Origin of the sequence: Pseudomonas sp. Irchel 3F6, assembly GCF_900187595.1 — a bacterium.
GTDB classification, from domain to species: Bacteria; Pseudomonadota; Gammaproteobacteria; order Pseudomonadales; family Pseudomonadaceae; genus Aquipseudomonas; species Aquipseudomonas siliginis.
On record NZ_FYDP01000007.1, the window covers coordinates 35,663 to 52,319 of the forward strand.

General features: G+C 60.0%; 17 protein-coding genes. 12 read left to right on the forward strand and 5 right to left on the reverse strand.

All coding sequences use genetic code 11. The annotated features are described in order from the left end of the window. Positions 1 to 134: 134 nt before the first annotated feature. The 3 genes from CKW30_RS21210 (at position 135) to CKW30_RS21220 (ending at position 4,621) form a co-directional block, all read left to right on the forward strand. Positions 135 to 1,151, forward strand: a complete 1,017-nt coding sequence (locus CKW30_RS21210) for a class I SAM-dependent rRNA methyltransferase (protein WP_095181831.1) — start codon at positions 135 to 137, stop codon at positions 1,149 to 1,151. 222 nt (positions 1,152 to 1,373) lie between these two features. Continuing rightward, positions 1,374 to 4,325 (forward strand): DUF748 domain-containing protein, encoded by a 2,952-nt coding sequence (locus CKW30_RS21215; protein ID WP_095181832.1) that lies wholly within the window; start codon positions 1,374 to 1,376, stop codon positions 4,323 to 4,325. Further along, positions 4,322 to 4,621 (forward strand): DUF2845 domain-containing protein, encoded by a 300-nt coding sequence (locus CKW30_RS21220; RefSeq protein WP_095181833.1) that lies wholly within the window; start codon positions 4,322 to 4,324, stop codon positions 4,619 to 4,621. The genes CKW30_RS21215 and CKW30_RS21220 overlap by 4 nt, the downstream gene beginning before the upstream one ends. A 264-nt stretch (positions 4,622 to 4,885) precedes the next feature. On the opposite strand, the gene CKW30_RS21225 is transcribed toward CKW30_RS21220, so the two are convergent. Further along, positions 4,886 to 5,245 (reverse strand): BON domain-containing protein, encoded by a 360-nt coding sequence (locus CKW30_RS21225; RefSeq protein WP_095181834.1) that lies wholly within the window; start codon positions 5,243 to 5,245, stop codon positions 4,886 to 4,888. A 291-nt stretch (positions 5,246 to 5,536) separates the two neighbouring features. Next, the gene (locus tag CKW30_RS21230) at positions 5,537 to 5,953 is read right to left on the reverse strand and encodes a pilin (RefSeq protein WP_071173630.1); all 417 of its coding nucleotides are present in this window, start codon (positions 5,951 to 5,953) and stop codon (positions 5,537 to 5,539) included. A 226-nt stretch (positions 5,954 to 6,179) separates the two neighbouring features. Between CKW30_RS21230 and pilB the strand changes: the two genes are divergently transcribed. The 5 genes from pilB to yacG are packed head-to-tail and all read left to right on the forward strand — an operon-like array spanning position 6,180 to position 10,791. Continuing rightward, positions 6,180 to 7,880 carry a type IV-A pilus assembly ATPase PilB gene (gene pilB / locus CKW30_RS21235; RefSeq protein WP_056790439.1) on the forward strand — a complete coding sequence of 567 codons (1,701 nt, stop codon included), beginning with the start codon at positions 6,180 to 6,182 and terminating at the stop codon, positions 7,878 to 7,880. Between the two features lie 2 nt (positions 7,881 to 7,882). Next, positions 7,883 to 9,100: a type II secretion system F family protein gene (locus CKW30_RS21240; RefSeq protein ID WP_095181835.1), complete on the forward strand. Its 1,218-nt coding sequence runs from the start codon at positions 7,883 to 7,885 to the stop codon at positions 9,098 to 9,100. 1 nt (position 9,101) lies between these two features. Then, positions 9,102 to 9,974 (forward strand): A24 family peptidase, encoded by an 873-nt coding sequence (locus CKW30_RS21245; RefSeq protein WP_041477817.1) that lies wholly within the window; start codon positions 9,102 to 9,104, stop codon positions 9,972 to 9,974. Beyond that, positions 9,971 to 10,594 carry a dephospho-CoA kinase gene (gene coaE / locus CKW30_RS21250; RefSeq protein ID WP_095181836.1) on the forward strand — a complete coding sequence of 208 codons (624 nt, stop codon included), beginning with the start codon at positions 9,971 to 9,973 and terminating at the stop codon, positions 10,592 to 10,594. Before CKW30_RS21245 ends, coaE begins: the two co-directional genes overlap by 4 nt. After that, positions 10,591 to 10,791, forward strand: a complete 201-nt coding sequence (gene yacG / locus CKW30_RS21255) for a DNA gyrase inhibitor YacG (protein ID WP_016773149.1) — start codon at positions 10,591 to 10,593, stop codon at positions 10,789 to 10,791. The genes coaE and yacG overlap by 4 nt, the downstream gene beginning before the upstream one ends. 7 nt (positions 10,792 to 10,798) lie before the next feature. Here yacG and CKW30_RS21260 read toward each other — a convergent pair whose 3' ends face one another. Together CKW30_RS21260 and CKW30_RS21265 are read right to left on the reverse strand one after the other, a co-directional pair. Next, positions 10,799 to 11,014 (reverse strand): hypothetical protein, encoded by a 216-nt coding sequence (locus CKW30_RS21260; RefSeq protein WP_016773148.1) that lies wholly within the window; start codon positions 11,012 to 11,014, stop codon positions 10,799 to 10,801. Between the two features lie 65 nt (positions 11,015 to 11,079). Then, a complete protein-coding gene (locus CKW30_RS21265) occupies positions 11,080 to 11,769 on the reverse strand; it encodes an energy-coupling factor ABC transporter permease (RefSeq protein WP_041477814.1) in 690 nt (229 codons plus the stop codon). Positions 11,770 to 11,959: 190 nt separating this feature from the next. Between CKW30_RS21265 and CKW30_RS21270 the strand changes: the two genes are divergently transcribed. The 4 genes from CKW30_RS21270 (at position 11,960) to CKW30_RS21285 (ending at position 14,697) form a co-directional block, all read left to right on the forward strand. Continuing rightward, positions 11,960 to 12,586, forward strand: a complete 627-nt coding sequence (locus tag CKW30_RS21270; protein WP_007909887.1) for a DUF1780 domain-containing protein — start codon at positions 11,960 to 11,962, stop codon at positions 12,584 to 12,586. Then, the gene (locus CKW30_RS21275) at positions 12,583 to 13,110 is read left to right on the forward strand and encodes an MOSC domain-containing protein (RefSeq protein WP_095181837.1); all 528 of its coding nucleotides are present in this window, start codon (positions 12,583 to 12,585) and stop codon (positions 13,108 to 13,110) included. The genes CKW30_RS21270 and CKW30_RS21275 overlap by 4 nt, the downstream gene beginning before the upstream one ends. A 51-nt stretch (positions 13,111 to 13,161) precedes the next feature. Then, complete coding sequence (locus tag CKW30_RS21280; RefSeq protein ID WP_007909875.1) at positions 13,162 to 13,335, forward strand: DUF3094 domain-containing protein; 174 nt, start codon at positions 13,162 to 13,164, stop codon at positions 13,333 to 13,335. Positions 13,336 to 13,398: 63 nt separating this feature from the next. Continuing rightward, positions 13,399 to 14,697, forward strand: a complete 1,299-nt coding sequence (locus CKW30_RS21285) for an NAD(P)/FAD-dependent oxidoreductase (protein ID WP_016773144.1) — start codon at positions 13,399 to 13,401, stop codon at positions 14,695 to 14,697. 208 nt (positions 14,698 to 14,905) lie between these two features. On the opposite strand, the gene CKW30_RS21290 is transcribed toward CKW30_RS21285, so the two are convergent. Beyond that, positions 14,906 to 16,531 carry a methyl-accepting chemotaxis protein gene (locus CKW30_RS21290; RefSeq protein WP_071173634.1) on the reverse strand — a complete coding sequence of 542 codons (1,626 nt, stop codon included), beginning with the start codon at positions 16,529 to 16,531 and terminating at the stop codon, positions 14,906 to 14,908. Between the last annotated feature and the right edge of the window lie 126 nt (positions 16,532 to 16,657).

A 16,657-nucleotide genomic window follows, 5' to 3' on the forward strand; every position in this document is an offset into this window, starting at 1 on the left:
AGCTGCAAGTTTCTAGCTACAAGCTGCAAGCTAAAGCGGTCCGCGCAGCTTTTCGCTTTTAGCTTGCAGCTAGAAACTTGCCGCTTGTAGCTCCCCGACTGCTAAGCTTCGCGTTTTTTCAGCAAGGCGCCCGCATGTCTTCCTTGAATCAGGCGCTGCGCGCCGCCCTCGATCAACGCCAGGACCTGCTCGCTGTGCTGCACAGCCAGGGCACCGATTGCTATCGGCTGTTCCACGGCAGCCAGGAAGGCGCCGGCGGCCTGACCATCGACCGCTACGGCCCGCAATTGCTGGTACAGAGTTTTCACCAGACGCTCGAACGTGACGACCTGCTGCAACTGCATGCCATGGTCAACCAGACGCTGGGCTTCGACAGCCTGCTGGTCTACAACGACCGCTCTCGGGGCAATTCGCGGATCGATCGCGAGGACAGTGTCTATAAAGCCGATGACGCCGCACTGGCGGATCTGGTCGGGCATGAATGGGGCCTGAACTACCGCGTGCGCGGGCGTCATGCCGGGCAGGATCCGCTGCTGTTCCTCGACCTGCGCAACACCCGTGGCTGGGTCAAGGATCATGCGCAAGGCAAAAGCGTGCTCAACCTGTTCGCTTACACCTGTGGCGTTGGTCTCAGTGCTGCGGCAGGCGGTGCGCGCGAGGTGTGCAACCTGGACTTTGCCGAGGGCAATCTGGCGGTCGGTCGCGAGAATGGATTGCTCAACCCGCAACTGCCGGAGATGCAATTCATTCAGTCCGATTACTTCCCGGCGATCCGCCAGCTCGCTGGCCTGCCGATCAGCGTGCGGCGCGGGCAGAAGCTGCCGAGCTATCAGCGCCTCGAACAGCGCCAATACGATCTGGTCCTGCTCGACCCGCCGGCGTGGGCCAAAAGTGCGTTCGGCACCGTCGATCTGCTGCGCGATTATCAGAGCCTGCTCAAACCCGCGCTGCTGACCACCGCTGACAACGGCGTACTGATCTGCTGCAACAACCTGGCGAAAGTCAGCATGGACGACTGGCGCGAACAAGTGCTGCGCTGCGCCGAAAAGGCCGGCCGCCCGGTGCGCGAATGGAGCGTGATGACCCCGGGTGCGGACTTCCCCTCGCGGGACCAGCAGCCACCGTTGAAGACACTGATTTTGCAGCTCTAATCCCTCAAGCATGAGCGATTACATTCCCCTGTGGGAGCGAGCCTGCTCGCGAAAGCGCAGTGTCAGTCGACTTGTTTTTCACTGAACCAGCGCATTCGCGAGCAGGCTCACTCCTACAATGGGTATCTGTTCCTACAGAAATTTCTGAACAATCCTGTCCCACATCAAGCACTTCGGAACCAGAATCGCGTGCCATACTCCAAGGCACTCCGATTCAGACAGATGAAGCCGCACATGCCCAAAGGATTGATTCGCGCGATTGGCGCACTGCTGACAGCCCTGGCCCTCTACAGCCTGCTGGGGTTTCTGATCCTGCCGGGCATTGCCTTGCGCGTGGCCAACCAGCAACTGGCGAACTACGCGACGGTGCCGGCGCATCTGCAGCGCATCGAACTCAACCCCTTCAGCCTTGAGGTCACCCTCTGGGGCCTGGTCATCGGCGAGCCGGGCAAGGAGCAGGTCGGCTTCGATCGCCTCTATGCCAACCTGCAAATCGACAGCCTCTGGACCAAAGCGCTGCATCTGTCCGACATCGAACTGGACAAACCCAAAAGCGAAATCCTCTTCGCCAAGGACGGCAAGCTCAACCTGCTGGGCCTGTTCAACGTGCCGCCGAGCGAGCCGACACCCGCCGATCCCGACGCCAAGCCATTCCCGCTGCGTATCGACAACATCAAACTGGCCGGCGGTGTGGTGCATTTCGAGGATATGCGGCCCAGCGAGCCGATCGAATTTCTTTACGACGACCTCAGTTTCGAGCTGAAAAACCTCAGCACTTTGCCCGAGGACAGCGCCGACATGACCCTCGTCGCCATCGGCCCCGCTGGCGGGAGGATCGACTGGACCGGCAATTTCAGCCTGATCCCGTTCACCTCCGAAGGCACCCTGAAAGTCACCGATGGCCAGATGAAATCCTTCTGGCCTTACGTGCGTGACGCCGTGCCGCTGGTGCTGGAAAACGGCGTGGTCAGCCTCAGCACTGAGTACAAACTCAACCTGTCGAAACAAACCGAACTGCTGCTGAACAACGTCGCGGTGAGCATTGCGCCGTTCGCCATCAAGGCTCCGGACGGACGTCCGCTGGCCAGGCTCGAACGCCTCGACGTCAGCGAAACCTCGCTGGACCTGGCCAAGCAGCAAGTGGTGGTCGGCAAGATCCGCAGCAACAAACTGGAAACCTGGGCGGCGCTGGAAGCTGACGGCCAACTGGACTGGCAGAAGCTGTTCGCCAGCCAGCCGTCGAAACCGGCTGCCAAAGCCGCTGCCGAACCGGCGGATACACCGGCCGCCGCCGACTCGCCGAAACCTGAGCCAAGCGCCCCGAGCAAGCCATGGCAGGTGCTGGTCAAGGATGTGCAACTGCGCAACTACACGGTCCATCTCGCTGACCGCTCGGCGCAACCGGCGGTGGCGCTGGACATCACCCCGCTGAACGTCGATCTGCAGGATTTCGACAGCCTCAACGGCTCGCCTTTCAAGCTCAAGCTCGACAGCGGCCTGGGCAAGCAAGGCAAGATCAGCGCCGACGGCACGGTCAATCTGGCCCCGGTCAACGCGCAGCTCAACGTGAAAACCCAGGACGTCGACTTGCGTGTCGCGCAGTCCTATATCAACCCGTTCATTCGTCTGGAACTGCGCAGCGGCATGCTCGGCAGTGACCTCAAGGTCAACCTGAAAAGCACCGAACCACTGGCCCTCAGCGTCACCGGCCGCGCGCAGATTGATCAACTGCACACCCTCGATACGCTCAAGACCCGCGATTTTCTCAAATGGCAGCAAGTAGTGGTCGACGGCATCAACTATCAGCACGGCGACAGCCTGTCGATCGACAAGGTCAACCTGTTGCAGCCCTATGTGCGCTTCATGATCAACGACGATCGCACCACCAACGTCGACGACCTGCTGATCCCGCAACCGGCCGACAGCGGTGCAAAAAGCACCGCAGCCAAACCGGCCGGCAAGGACAAACCACTGGGCATTCACATCGGCGCGATTGCGATCAACGACGGCTCGGCCAACTTCGCCGACTTCAGCCTGACGCCGAATTTCGCCACCGCCGTGCAGCAGCTCAACGGTCAGATCGGCACCATCGACAGCCGTCAGGCAAAACCGGCCAGCGTCGATATCAAAGGCAAGGTCGACCGCTATGCGCCGGTGACCATCAAGGGGGCGGTCAATCCGTTCGACCCGATGGCCAGCCTCGACATCGCCACCAGCTTCAAGCGCGTCGAACTGACGACCCTGACGCCCTACTCCGGCAAGTTCGCCGGCTACCGCATCCGCAAGGGCCGGCTCAACCTTGATCTGCACTACCTGATTACCAAGGGCCAATTGAAAGCCGACAACAAAGTCGTGGTCGAGCAATTGCAACTGGGCGAGAAGGTCGACAGCCCTGATGCGGTGAGTCTGCCGCTGAAACTGGCGATCGCCCTGCTCAAGGACGTCGACGGCAAGATCTCCATCGAATTGCCAGTGACCGGCGACCTGAATAATCCACAGTTCAGCGTGATGCCGATCGTCTGGCAGACCCTGCGTAACCTCATCGTCAAAGCCGCCGCCGCACCGTTCAAGATGATCGGCGGACTGGTCAGTGGCGGCGGCTCCGAAGACCTCGGCACGGTGTCCTTCGCGCCGGGCTCCAGCGATCTGAGCAAAGACGCCGAAACGGCGCTGGTGAAACTGTCGCAGGCACTCAAGGAACGTCCGGCGCTGCGCCTGGAAATCGAAGGCACTGCCGCGAAGAGCAGCGATGGGCCACTGCTCGCCGAACAACGTCTGGAACGCGAATATCAGTACAACTACTACAAGATGCTCCAGCGCCGTGGCGACAAAGTCCCGGCCCAGGCCTCGCTGTTGCAAGTGCCCGAAAGCGAGAAAGGCGCGTTGCTCGAAGGCATCTACCGCACCCGCTTGAAAACCCAGCCACCGGCTGAATGGAAAGACCTGGGCAAGGAAGAACGCACGGCGAAAATGCGCCAGGGCGTGATCGCGTTCTGGAGTGGCAGCGAGGTGCTGTTGCGCCAGTTGGGCCAGGATCGCGCCAGCACCATCAAGGATTACCTGGTCGACAAGGGCAAGCTCGAGGATGACCGCGTGTATTTCATCGACGCCAACCTCGGCGAGGCCGAAAGCGATGGCCGCGTGGTCACGCAAATGCACCTGGATGCCGAATGACCGTGCGTAACTGGTTGATGGCGCTCGCTCTGACCTGCGCCGCCTGCCATGCGTCGGCTTCGGATACATTGCGCTGCGGCAGCCAATTGATCAGCCTCGGCGACCGCGCCAGCGAAGTGCTGCAAAAATGTGGTGAGCCGGTCAGTCGCGATGTGCTCGGCTACAAGCGCAGTGCCAATCGGCGCGAAGAGTTTCAGGTCGAGGAATGGACCTACGGACCAAACAACGGCATGTACCAGTACCTGCGCTTCGAAGGTAATCGCTTGCGGCAGATCAACAGCAAACGCGGTAACTAAGCCGAACGAAATTCACCCTGTGGGAGCGAGCCTGCTCGCGAATACGGTCTGTCTACTGACGAACTTGTCGGCTGACACTACGCATTCGCGAGCAGGCTCGCTCCCACATTGGTATTGCCCAAAATAGAACAGGCCCCGACACAAGTGCCGGGGCCTGTAATGGTCACATCCGTGTGACCGTTCGCATGAACTCTAAAGTTGCGGCAGACGTATTGCTCGGCCCGTCTGTCGCGTCTTCTCCCGGTTCAGGCGAGAAGTCTTGCCTTACTCGGCTTTCAGGCCATCAGCGGAGACCGCTTTAACGCCTTTGATTTTCTTGGCAATGCCAACGGCGACTTCTTTCTGCGACTCGGTTACCGCAGTGGTCGACGACAGGGAAACTACACCCTTGTTGGTTTCGACTTTGATGTCGGTGCCTGGAATGCCTTTTTCGGTAACCAGGTCAGCTTTGACCTTGGTGGTGATCCAGGTGTCGCTGGTATCTTGTTTCATTTCGGTAACTTCACCGGCAGCCAGAACCATTGGCGCCTGGGTAGCCTGAGCGGACTGGGCGAAAGCGCCACCAGCCATGGTCAGGGTCAGGGTCAGAGCGGTAGCAGCGGCAGTGATAGCGAACTTCTTCATACGAGTAACTCCTGTTTTTACTGGAAGTCTGCTGTAACGCTTGTCAGCAGGGTTACCGGATATATTGCGAACGCTGTGCCAACTTTTTTTGCCATATAAATTCTTTTAAAAACAATGAGTTATGAAAAATGCCAATTTTCATTTTCATGCAAAATGCATGACTCGCTCAATCTTCGCATGCAAGTTGCGGTTTTTTGGAAAGTTCATAAGCTGCTGAAATTATTGGAGCTTTTGTAGACAGGTGACCATACGAAAATGCCCCGCAGTGCGGGGCATTCGCTTTGTACTCAGTTAAACGCCAGGGCAACTGGTCGTCGTGTATTCCTTGGAACCGGAGAAGCCGCAAGACCAACCCGCGGTCGCACTACGAGTCAAGGTGATCGTCTGGCCAAGAACCGGAGCCGGAGCATTAAGCAACTTGCAAGTAATCGTCCCGGTACCGTCAGCCACTTTGCCACTCACACCCATTGTGCAGTTTTGAGTGGCACCTACGTTTGCGTTGACGTTAGCCAAAGTTGGATCACCAGATCCCGCGTTGATCACGTCTTCGAAATTGACTTTGAGGGCGGAAACTTCGGCAATACCCGCCGTCACCTTCGACCGCGCCTGATACTTCGAATACTGCGGCAGGGCGATAGTCGCCAGAATGCCGATGATCGCCACAACGATCAGCAGCTCGATCAATGTGAAACCTTGTTGTTTTTTCATAGACACGCTCCATGCATGAGTCGAAATCTCATGATCTGAACAAGGCTCAGCACAGCCCATGCCAACGCCTTTCAGGCCCCGCCTGCTGGGCGCGCGCAATCGCCTGCGCCGTTTCCTACAACCCGCAACCGCACTATCTGACACTTTTTGTCACCTGCACCGGCCGTGTTTGGCGCTGTCACTTGACTAGGCTATAAGTCATGAACGGCAAGCGTGCGGAATCCCCATGAATGACATCGCTCTGAGCGGTCTGGCCAAGCAATTGGTCCAGGCCGAACTGCTCACGGAAACAAGCGCCCGGCAATCCTGGGCGCAGGCCCAGCGCAATCGCGTGTCGCTGGTCAATTACCTGGTGCACAACAAACTGGTCAACAGCCGGCAAATTGCCGAGATCGCCTCGGAACATTTCGGCATGGCCCTGCTCGATCTGCATTGCCTCGACAAAGAGACTCAGCCCAAGGGTCTGGTCAGTGAGAAACTGGTTCGCCAGCACTGCGCCCTGCCCCTCTGGCGGCGCGGCAACAAACTGTTCGTGGGCCTTTCCGACCCAAGCAATCAGCAGGCGATCAGCGACATCCAGTTCAGCACCGGCCTGAGCACCGAAGCGATTCTGGTGGAGGACGACAAGCTCAGCGACGCCATCGACAAGTTCTTCGACAGCCATGCCTCGGGCCTGGAGGAAATGGCCGATGTCGATCTCGACGGCCTCGACGTCGAGTCCATTGATGACAACAAACAGGACGTGATCGGCGGCCTCGATGCCGACGACGCCCCGGTCGTACGTTTTGTGCACAAGATGCTGCTCGATGCGATCAAAAGCGGCTCTTCCGACCTGCATTTCGAACCCTACGAAAAAAACTATCGGGTGCGCATGCGCACCGACGGCATGCTGCGCGAGGTGGCCAAGCCGCCGATCCAGTTGGCCGGGCGCATTGCCGCGCGCTTGAAGGTAATGGCCAGTCTGGATATCTCGGAACGGCGCAAACCTCAGGACGGCCGCATCAAAATGCGCCTGTCGAAAAGCAAATCCATCGATTTCCGCGTCAACACCCTGCCGACTCTGTGGGGCGAAAAAGTAGTGATCCGGATTCTCGACCCGTCCAGTGCACAAATGGGCATCGACGCACTGGGTTACGAAGCCGAACAAAAAGCCTTGTACCTCGCCGCGCTGAAACAGCCGCAAGGGATGATTCTGGTCACCGGCCCCACCGGCTCCGGTAAAACCGTGTCGCTGTACACCGGGCTGAACATCCTCAACACCGTCGACATCAATATTTCCACCGCCGAAGACCCGGTGGAAATCAACATGGAAGGCATCAATCAGGTCAACGTCAATCCCCGCCAAGGGCTGGACTTTGCCCAAGCGCTGCGCTCGTTTCTGCGTCAGGACCCGGACGTGATCATGGTCGGCGAGATCCGCGATCTGGAAACCGCCGAGATCGCAATCAAGGCTGCGCAGACCGGCCACCTGGTGCTGTCGACCCTGCACACCAATAGCGCAGCGGAAACCCTGACACGCCTGCACAACATGGGCATTCCCGGTTTCAACATCGCCACCTCGGTCAGCCTGATCATCGCCCAGCGTCTGGCGCGCAAGTTGTGCGCACACTGCAAGCGGCCGCTGGAGATCCCGCACGAAACCTTGCTCAAGGAAGGCTTCCCCGAGGAACGCATCGGCCATTTCACGATCTACGAGCCGGTCGGTTGCGATCACTGCAATGGCGGTTACAAAGGACGCGTGGGGATTTATGAAGTGGTAAAGAACACACCGGACCTGCAACGGTTGATCATGGCCGAGGGCAATTCGCTGGAAATCGATATTCAGATGCGCCGCGACGGCTTCGCCGATCTGCGCACTTCCGGGCTGCACAAGGCCATGCAAGGCATCACCAGCCTTGAGGAAATCAACCGGGTCACCAAGGATTGAACATGGCGGTCAAGGCAGCGAAAGTCAGCGTTTACGCCTGGGAAGGCACGGACCGCAAAGGCAGTAAAGTCAGCGGCGAGTTGAGCGGACAGAACCCCGCACTGATCAAGGCGCAACTGCGCAAACAGGGGATAAACCCGGGCAAGGTGCGCAAGAAATCCGCCTCCCTGCTGACCTTGGGCAAACGCATCAAACCGCAGGACATCGCCCTGTTCACCCGGCAGATGGCGACCATGATGAAGGCCGGCGTGCCGCTGTTGCAGTCCTTCGACATCATCGGCGAAGGCTTCGAAAACCCGGCCATGCGCAAACTGGTCGACGAGGTCAAACAGGAGGTCGCGGCCGGTAACAGCTTCGCTACGGCCCTGCGCAAGAAACCGCAATACTTCGACGAGTTGTACTGCAATCTGGTCGACGCCGGCGAACAGTCTGGCGCCCTCGACACCTTGCTTGAACGGGTCGCGACCTATAAGGAAAAAAGCGAAGCGCTCAAGGCCAAGATCAAGAAAGCCATGACCTACCCCACCGCCGTGGTGCTGGTGGCGGCAGTGGTAACAGGCATTCTGCTGGTCAAAGTGGTGCCGCAGTTCCAGTCGGTGTTTTCCGGGTTCGGCGCAGAACTGCCGGGCTTCACCCTGATGATCATCAGCCTGTCGGAATTCATGCAGCAGTGGTGGTGGGCCATTCTTTTTGCGCTGGTGGCAGCGTTTTTCGGCACTCGCCACGCGTTGAAGACTTCGCAGGCCCTGCGCGACCGGCGCGATGCCTGGCTGCTGAAGCTGCCACTGGTGGGCACCTTGATGTACAAGTCCGCCGTCGCACGTTTTGCCCGCACCCTGTCGACCACATTCGCAGCCGGTGTGCCGCTGGTGGAAGCACTGGATTCGGTCGCCGGTGCCACCGGCAATGTGGTGTTCAAGCGCGCGGTGTTGCGGGTGCGGCAGGACGTCTCGACCGGCATGCAACTGAATTTCTCCATGCGCAGCACCGGTGTGTTTCCCAACATGGCGGTGCAGATGACCGCCATCGGCGAGGAATCGGGCGCGCTGGATGACATGCTCGACAAGGTCGCCGGTTTTTATGAAGCGGAAGTCGATAACATGGTCGACAACCTCACCAGCCTGATGGAGCCGTTCATCATGGTGGTGCTGGGGGTCATCGTCGGTGGACTGGTGGTGGCCATGTACCTGCCGATCTTCCAGCTCGGCTCAGCGATCTGACATGCCTATCGACGAACTGTTTGCCGTGTATCCGCTGGCCTTTGTGGTCAGCGCGCTGCTGCTCGGGCTGGTGGTCGGCAGCTTCCTCAACGTAGTGGTCTGGCGCCTGCCGAAGATGCTCGAGCGCGACTGGCGCCAGCAGGCCCATGATGTGCTCGGCCTGCCCACTGAAACGCCTGTGCCGACCTACAACCTGATGCTGCCGCACTCCGCGTGCCCGCATTGCGGACACCGGATCCGCCCTTGGGAAAACATTCCGCTGCTCAGTTATCTGCTGCTGCGCGGTCGCTGCTCGGCCTGCTCGGCGCCGATCAGCAAACGTTACCCGCTGACCGAACTGGCCTGCGGCGTCCTCTCGGCATTCATTGCCTGGCATCTCGGCTTCGGTTGGCCGGCAGGTCTGCTGATCTTGCTGACATGGGGCTTGCTGGCGATGAGTCTGATCGACTGCGAACATCAGCTGCTGCCCGATGTGCTGGTGCTGCCGCTGCTGTGGCTGGGGCTGATCGTCAACAGCTTCGGCGTGTTCGTGGCGTTGCCCGATGCGTTGTGGGGCGCGGTCGCGGGTTATCTGGCGCTGTGGTCGGTGTTCTGGCTGTTCAAACTGCTCACCGGCAAGGACGGTATCGGCCATGGCGATTTCAAGCTGTTGGCCTTGCTCGGCGCATGGGGTGGCTGGCAGATTCTGCCGCTGACGATTCTTCTATCTTCCCTGGTGGGGGCGATTTTGGGCGTTGTCATGCTGCGTCTGCGCGCCCAGGAAACCTCGACGCCGATCCCCTTCGGACCCTTTCTGGCGATTGCCGGCTGGATTGCCTTGCTCTGGGGTGGTCAAATAACCGACTTCTATTGGCAGTCTGTCGGTTTGAAATGAATACCCCTGTGGAAAAACCCTGGATCCTCGGCCTGACCGGCGGCATCGGCAGCGGCAAAAGTGCGGCGGCGCAGCACTTCATCGATCTCGGTGTGCATGTGGTGGATGCCGATCATGCGGCGCGCTGGGTAGTCGAACCGGGGCGTCCGGCGCTGGCGAAAATCGCCGAGCATTTCGGTTCCGGCGTGTTGCAGTCCGATGGCACGCTGGACCGCGCCGCCCTGCGCAAACTGGTTTTTGAAGAGCCCGAACAGCGACGTTGGCTCGAAGCGCTGCTGCATCCGTTGATCGGCGAAGAAATCGCTCATCATCTGGCGCAGGCAAAATCGCCTTACGCGATTCTGGTTTCACCGTTGCTGATCGAGTCCGGGCAATACGCGATGACCCAGCGCATTCTGGTCATCGATGCGCCGCAACCACTGCAGATCGAACGCACCTTGCAGCGTGACCAGACCAGCGAAGCGCAGGTGCAGGCGATCCTCAAGGCGCAATCGAGCCGTGAAGACCGCGTGAGCCGTGCCGACGACGTGATCGTCAACGACCGCGACCTCGCCTGGCTGCACAGCGAGGTCGAGCGTCTGCATCACTTTTATCTGACTTTATCCGGAGGCCAAGCATGAGCCAGATTCCAACCGTTGAATGCCCAACCTGCGGCGCCCCCGTCGAATTCACCCCGGCGAACAAATTCCGTCCGTTCTGCTCCGACCGCTGCAAACTGATCGACCTCGGCGCCTGGGCCTCGGAAGAGCACAAGATTCCGGTCGCCCCGGATGCCGAAGACGAGCTGTTTTCCGGCGATTTCGATCCGCGTCACTGATCGCTGATCAGGGCCGCATAAAGCCGTAGTCCTGACTGTCGTCGAGGTTCTCCGCGAGAAAGCGCAACTCGTCGGCCAGGTCTTCGGCATTGCGCACTGCCTTGCTTTGCTGCACCACGGCGCTGAGCAGGGCGCGCAAACTCAGGCCCGGGTCAAAGCCCACTTCCTGCGCCAGCTCCAGACTCTGCCGGGTTTCCTGCCGCGCCCATTCATAAACGCCCATGCCACTGCTCCTGAAGGGATTTGCGCGAGCATGAAATCTCTGCGGCATGGCCGGTTTGATGTGGATCAAGACTTCGGATCGTCGTCCTTCCACGGCGCCGAAAGGTACCGGGTGCGGTTGAAGGTCTCCAGCCATTCCGGGCAGAACACCACCAATGCACTGACGACCATGCCGTTGATAAAAGCCTCGGGAAACAGCAGCAACCACAGGTAGCCGACGAAATCTTCCAGCCATTCCGGCATGGCGAAGAGGCCGTCGTACCACAGCAGCGTCAGGCTGAGGATCAGGCACAACAGGCCGGACAACGCGGCGGCGAAGAAGCCGGAACAGAAGATGTAAACGAATGGATTGCGTGGCTGCGCACGCTCGACCAGAATCGCCACGCACTCGGTGATCAGCACTGGCAGCAGAATCAGCAACGCGCCATTGACGCCCACCGCAGCCAGGTCCTGACGCCCCAAAAGCACCAGGCCAATCTGCGCAACCAGCCCGCCGACAATCGCCAGCGGCCAATCGAGCAGCAGCGTCACCGCGGTCATGCCGATGAAGTGATAAGACACACCGGTGTCGAAATCCCTGCGCACCAGCCACAGCAGAAACAGCGCGAACACCGTGCCGAACAGCAAGTGCTGCCGACGACTGTCGCTGAACAGCTCGACCCATGGCGCACGCATGATCGCCCAGAGCAGCGCCGGCAGATAAATCAGCCAGCCGAGTGTCAGGCTTGCCGTTGAAAGCAGTTCGGCACCGATCATGATTCCCTCACCTGCTACTCGACACGCTTTTTTGTAGGAGCTGCCGAAGGCTGCGATCTTTTGATCTTGTTTATAAAAGCAAAAGATCGCAGCCTTCGGCAGCTCCTACAAGGGCGCAATCGCGCGACGTTTATGTCTGAGCCGATGCAAAGCTATCTGCTTGTCGCATTTGGACGCTAAGCTTGGGCTTATGGATGATTCAGATTATTTACGCCTGCTGACCATCGCGGCCGAGCAAGCCAACGCGTTCCTGTCCAATGCCCGCAAATGGGAGCGTGAGCGTTGGGTCTGCCAGCGCCTGCTGCAAGGTCTGAACATCCCCTACCGCGCCGACGAATTCGCCCCGGCCGGTGAGCCGCCGGACGTGTTGTTTCGCGATGCCAATTTCGAAGTTTTTTTCGTCCTCGATGAGGGCCGCCGTCTCAATGATGAATGGCGCGACGAATTGCAGCGTCGGCGCAGCGCGTTTTCCCTGAGCCAACTGGTGCGCCGCGAAGCCAAGCCCAAACGCATCCCGGCCAATGAATTTCTCCTGCGCCTGGCGCCAACCCTGCGCAAGAAGGCGCACAACTACAAGGAACGCGGCATGGATCTGGGTGAACTGGACATCATCGCCTTCGCCAGCCTCAAGCGCGAAGTGCTCGATCTCAACAGTCATTTCCCGCCACCGACCGAATATCTGCGTCAGGGCTGGCGCTCGCTGTCGCTGGTCGGCCCGACATTCGCCCGCGTGTTGTTCGCCCACCCCGACGCACCGGACTTTCTGCGCAGCAACCTCGGCCGCAGCATTGTGTTCGACGTGGGTATCAGCCTGTGACGCCGCTGCAGCAGTTGATCGCCGAGGTTCCGCAAACCGGTCGTGTGCGCTGGATCGGTGTGCGTCCAGAATCCCGTGGGCCGATGCTTGAGCTCGAGGCGGTCGAGGCGCGGCTGGAAGCCGGGCTCACCGGCGACCACGCCCGCCCGGGCGTTCGCAATGCGCGACAGGTGACACTGATTCAATGGGAGCACCTGGCGGTAATCAACGCATTGATGGGCCGTCCCGATGACGAGCCGGTCCGGCCTGAAGATCTGCGGCGCAATCTCGTTATAAGCGGAATCAATTTGTTTAGCCTGAAGGGGCGGCGCTTTCGCATCGGGCAAGCGATACTCGAAACCACTGGCTGGTGTCAGCCCTGCGCACGTTTGCAGAACAATCTCGGCCCGGGCACTTTTCAAGCCGTGCGCGGGCATGGCGGGATCACCGCCCGGGTGTTACAAAGCGGCATCATTCGCCTCGACGATAGCGTGTGCGTCGAACCGGTCCCGGGCAGCGGCTACGCTGCGTTCAATCCGGGCTGAAAACCGCTGTAGCCTGTGCTCATTCAGTAACGTCTACCTGACGAGGCAAATATGACCAGCCGCCTGAACCCCGAAGACCAAAAGCATGTCGAAGAGTACCTGCAATTGTCCCAACACCGTGTCGAGCGCCGGCCTTTCCGGCCTTGGATGCTCCTGGTGCTGGTGCTGGCAGTGACCATTGGTCTGGGCCTGTTGAGCCGATTTATCAGTTACCTGACGTTATGAGCTGCCTTGCGCTCCCTCGGGTAACCGCACCGATTTCCTTTAAAAACCTTGCGAGTTATCCCTATGTCCCATCGTATTGTCATTGTCGGCGGCGGCGCCGGCGGTCTGGAGTTGGCTACCCGTCTGGGTAAGACTCTGGGCAAGCGCGGCACGGCCAGCGTGATGCTGGTCGACGCGAACCTGACCCACATCTGGAAACCGCTGCTGCACGAAGTGGCCGCCGGTTCCCTGAACTCCTCCGAAGACGAACTCAACTATGTCGCCCAGGCGAAATGGAACCACTTCGAGTTCCAGCTCGGGCGCATGAGCGGGCTTGATCGCGCGCAGAAGAAAATCCAGCTGGCCGCGACCTATGACGAAAACGGCGTCGAGCTGGTGCCGGCGCGTGAAGTGGCTTATGACTCGCTGGTCATCAGCGTCGGCAGCACCACCAACGATTTCGGCACCCAGGGCGCGGCGCAGCATTGTCTGTTCCTCGATACACGCAAACAGGCTGAGCGCTTCCACCAGCAATTGCTCAACCATTATCTGCGCGCCCACGCCGGGCAGACCGATGTGGTCGAGCAGATCAGCGTGGCCATCGTCGGCGCTGGCGCCACTGGCGTCGAACTGGCGGCAGAGCTGCACAACGCCGCCCATGAATTGGCCGCGTATGGTCTGGACCGGATCAAACCGGAAAACATGCACATCACGCTGATCGAAGCCGGCCCACGAGTGCTGCCTGCCCTGCCGGAGCGCATCAGCGGGCCGGTGCACAAAACCCTGGAGAAGCTCGGGGTCAATGTGATGACCAACGCAGCAGTCAGCGAAGTGACTGCCGACAGCCTGATCACCGCCGATGGCAACGAGATCAAGGCCAGCCTGAAAGTCTGGGCTGCCGGCATTCGCGCACCGGGCTTCCTCAAGGACATCGACGGTCTGGAAACCAACCGCATCAATCAGCTGCAAGTGCTGCCGACCCTGCAAACCACGCGCGACGAAAACATCTTTGCCTTCGGTGACTGCGCGGCGTGCCCGCAACCGGGCACTGATCGCAACGTGCCGCCACGGGCACAAGCGGCGCATCAACAAGCCTCGTTGCTGGCCAAGTCGCTGAAACTGCGCATCGAAGGCAAGACCCTGCCGGAGTACAAATACACCGACTACGGCTCGCTGATCTCGCTGTCGCGTTTTTCTGCTGTGGGTAACTTGATGGGTAACCTGACCGGTAGCGTCATGCTCGAAGGCTGGCTGGCGCGGATGTTCTATGTGTCGCTGTACCGCATGCACCAGATGGCGCTGTACGGGCCGTTCCGCACGGCGATGCTGATGCTGGGCAGCAAGATTGGTCGTGGCACCGAGCCGCGTCTGAAACTGCACTAAGGCCAACATCTGTGGGAGCTGGCTTGCCAGCGATGGCGCCGGGTCAGTTGATATTTCTGTTGCCTGACCCACCGCTATCGCGGGCAAGCCCGGCTCCCACAGGTTTTCGTGCTGCTCGAAGATCAGGCGCATTCGCGAGCAGGCTCGCTCCCACCTTTGATCTTTATTCCAAGCCCCGCATCGCGCGGGGCTTTTTATTGGCTGTCGATCACAGCTGGAAGCGCCGCACCATACCCTGCAGCGCATTGGCCAGTTGCGACAGTTCGTGGCTCGATGCGCTGGTCTGATCAGCCCCCGCAGCCGAACGCACCGACAGGTCGCGAATATTCACCAGATTACGATCCACTTCCCGCGCCACTTGCGCCTGCTCCTCGGCGGCGCTGGCGATCACCAGGTTGCGCTCGTGAATCTCGTGCACCGACGCCGTGATCGTCACCAACGCCTCACCTGCCCGCTCTGCGAGAACCAGCGTACTCGCCGCACGAGATGCGCTGGCCTGCATTGACTCCAGCGCCTGGCTCGAACCGCTGCGCATGCCTTGCACCATCTGTTCGATTTCCTGCGTCGATTGCTGGGTGCGATACGCCAGCGCTCGCACCTCATCGGCTACCACCGCAAAGCCGCGACCGCTTTCGCCCGCACGTGCTGCCTCGATGGCAGCGTTGAGCGCCAGCAGATTGGTCTGCTCGGCGATGGCGCGAATCACGTCCAGAACCTTGCCGATGTCCTGTGACTGATTGGCCAGCGACTGCACCAGCTCGCCGGTGTTCTGTACATCACTGGCCAGCGCATTGATCGCGCTGGCGGTTTCGCTGACGCGCTCCTGGCCCAATTGCGCCGACTGACTGGACTGGCGCGTGGCATCGGACGTCGACACCGCGTTGCGCGCGACCTCCTCCACCGCAGCGGTCATCTCGTTAACCGCAGTGGCGGCCTGTTCGATTTCGTTGTTCTGCTCTTGCAGGCCCTGAGTGCTGTCGACGGTGACGGCGCTCAGTTCATCCGCGGCGGTGGCCAGTTGCGTAGCTGAGCCGCTGATACCTTGCAGGGTTTCGCGCAGGTTCTGTTGCATCGTCGCCAAGGCCTTGAGCAAGCGGCTGACTTCGTCGTTGCCATGGGTTTCGATCGGTCGGGTGAGATCGCCCTTGGCGACACTTTCGGCGGCATCCACCGCGCTGCTCAGCGGGCGCACGATACTGCGCGTGAGCAACATCGCCAGCGCCACCGTGGCCAGCGCTGCCAAGGCAATGAACAGAGTTACGATGGTGCGCGAGGTTTCATAATGCGCGGCGGACTTCTCGCTTTCGGCAGCGACCTGGCGGGCGAACAGATCGGCGAGATCGTTGAGTTGCTTGCCGGAGCCGTCGACCACGGTCTTCATGTCAACCAGCAACAATTTGGTCAGCTCGTCACGCTTGCCTTGCTCAGCGAGGGTGAACGACTGGGCGATGCCGGTGCGATAGGCGGCGAAGGTTTTCTTGAACTGGTCATACAGCTGCTGGCCTTCGGCAGTGTCGACCAGTTTGTCGTAGGCGGCGATCTTCTCGCTCAGTTCCTTGTCGCGGGTGTCCATCTGGCCGCGATAGGTGGCGATATTGGCCGGATCCTGATCGAGCGCCATGCGCAGGGAGATAGTGCGGATGCGCAGCATCAGTTCGCGGATCTCGTCGCCGCCACGGATGCTCGGCAACCAGCGGTTCTCCACCGCCACCTCACTGTCGCGAATGCTCGACATCTGCCCCAGCGCAAACACGCCGAGCAAGGCCACCAACACCGCGATCAGGGCAAATCCCAGGGCAGCCCGGGGAGCAATATTCAACTGACGAAGCAACATGACGAACGCCCTTATTCTTGTAATGGCCAGATCAAGGGGCGAAGCGTTGGCAGTCCCCTCGTGTTAGCGGGCTATCGGCAGGTTGTATGACGACTTGAAGGGATTCAGCTTTCGGCAGGCAAAAAA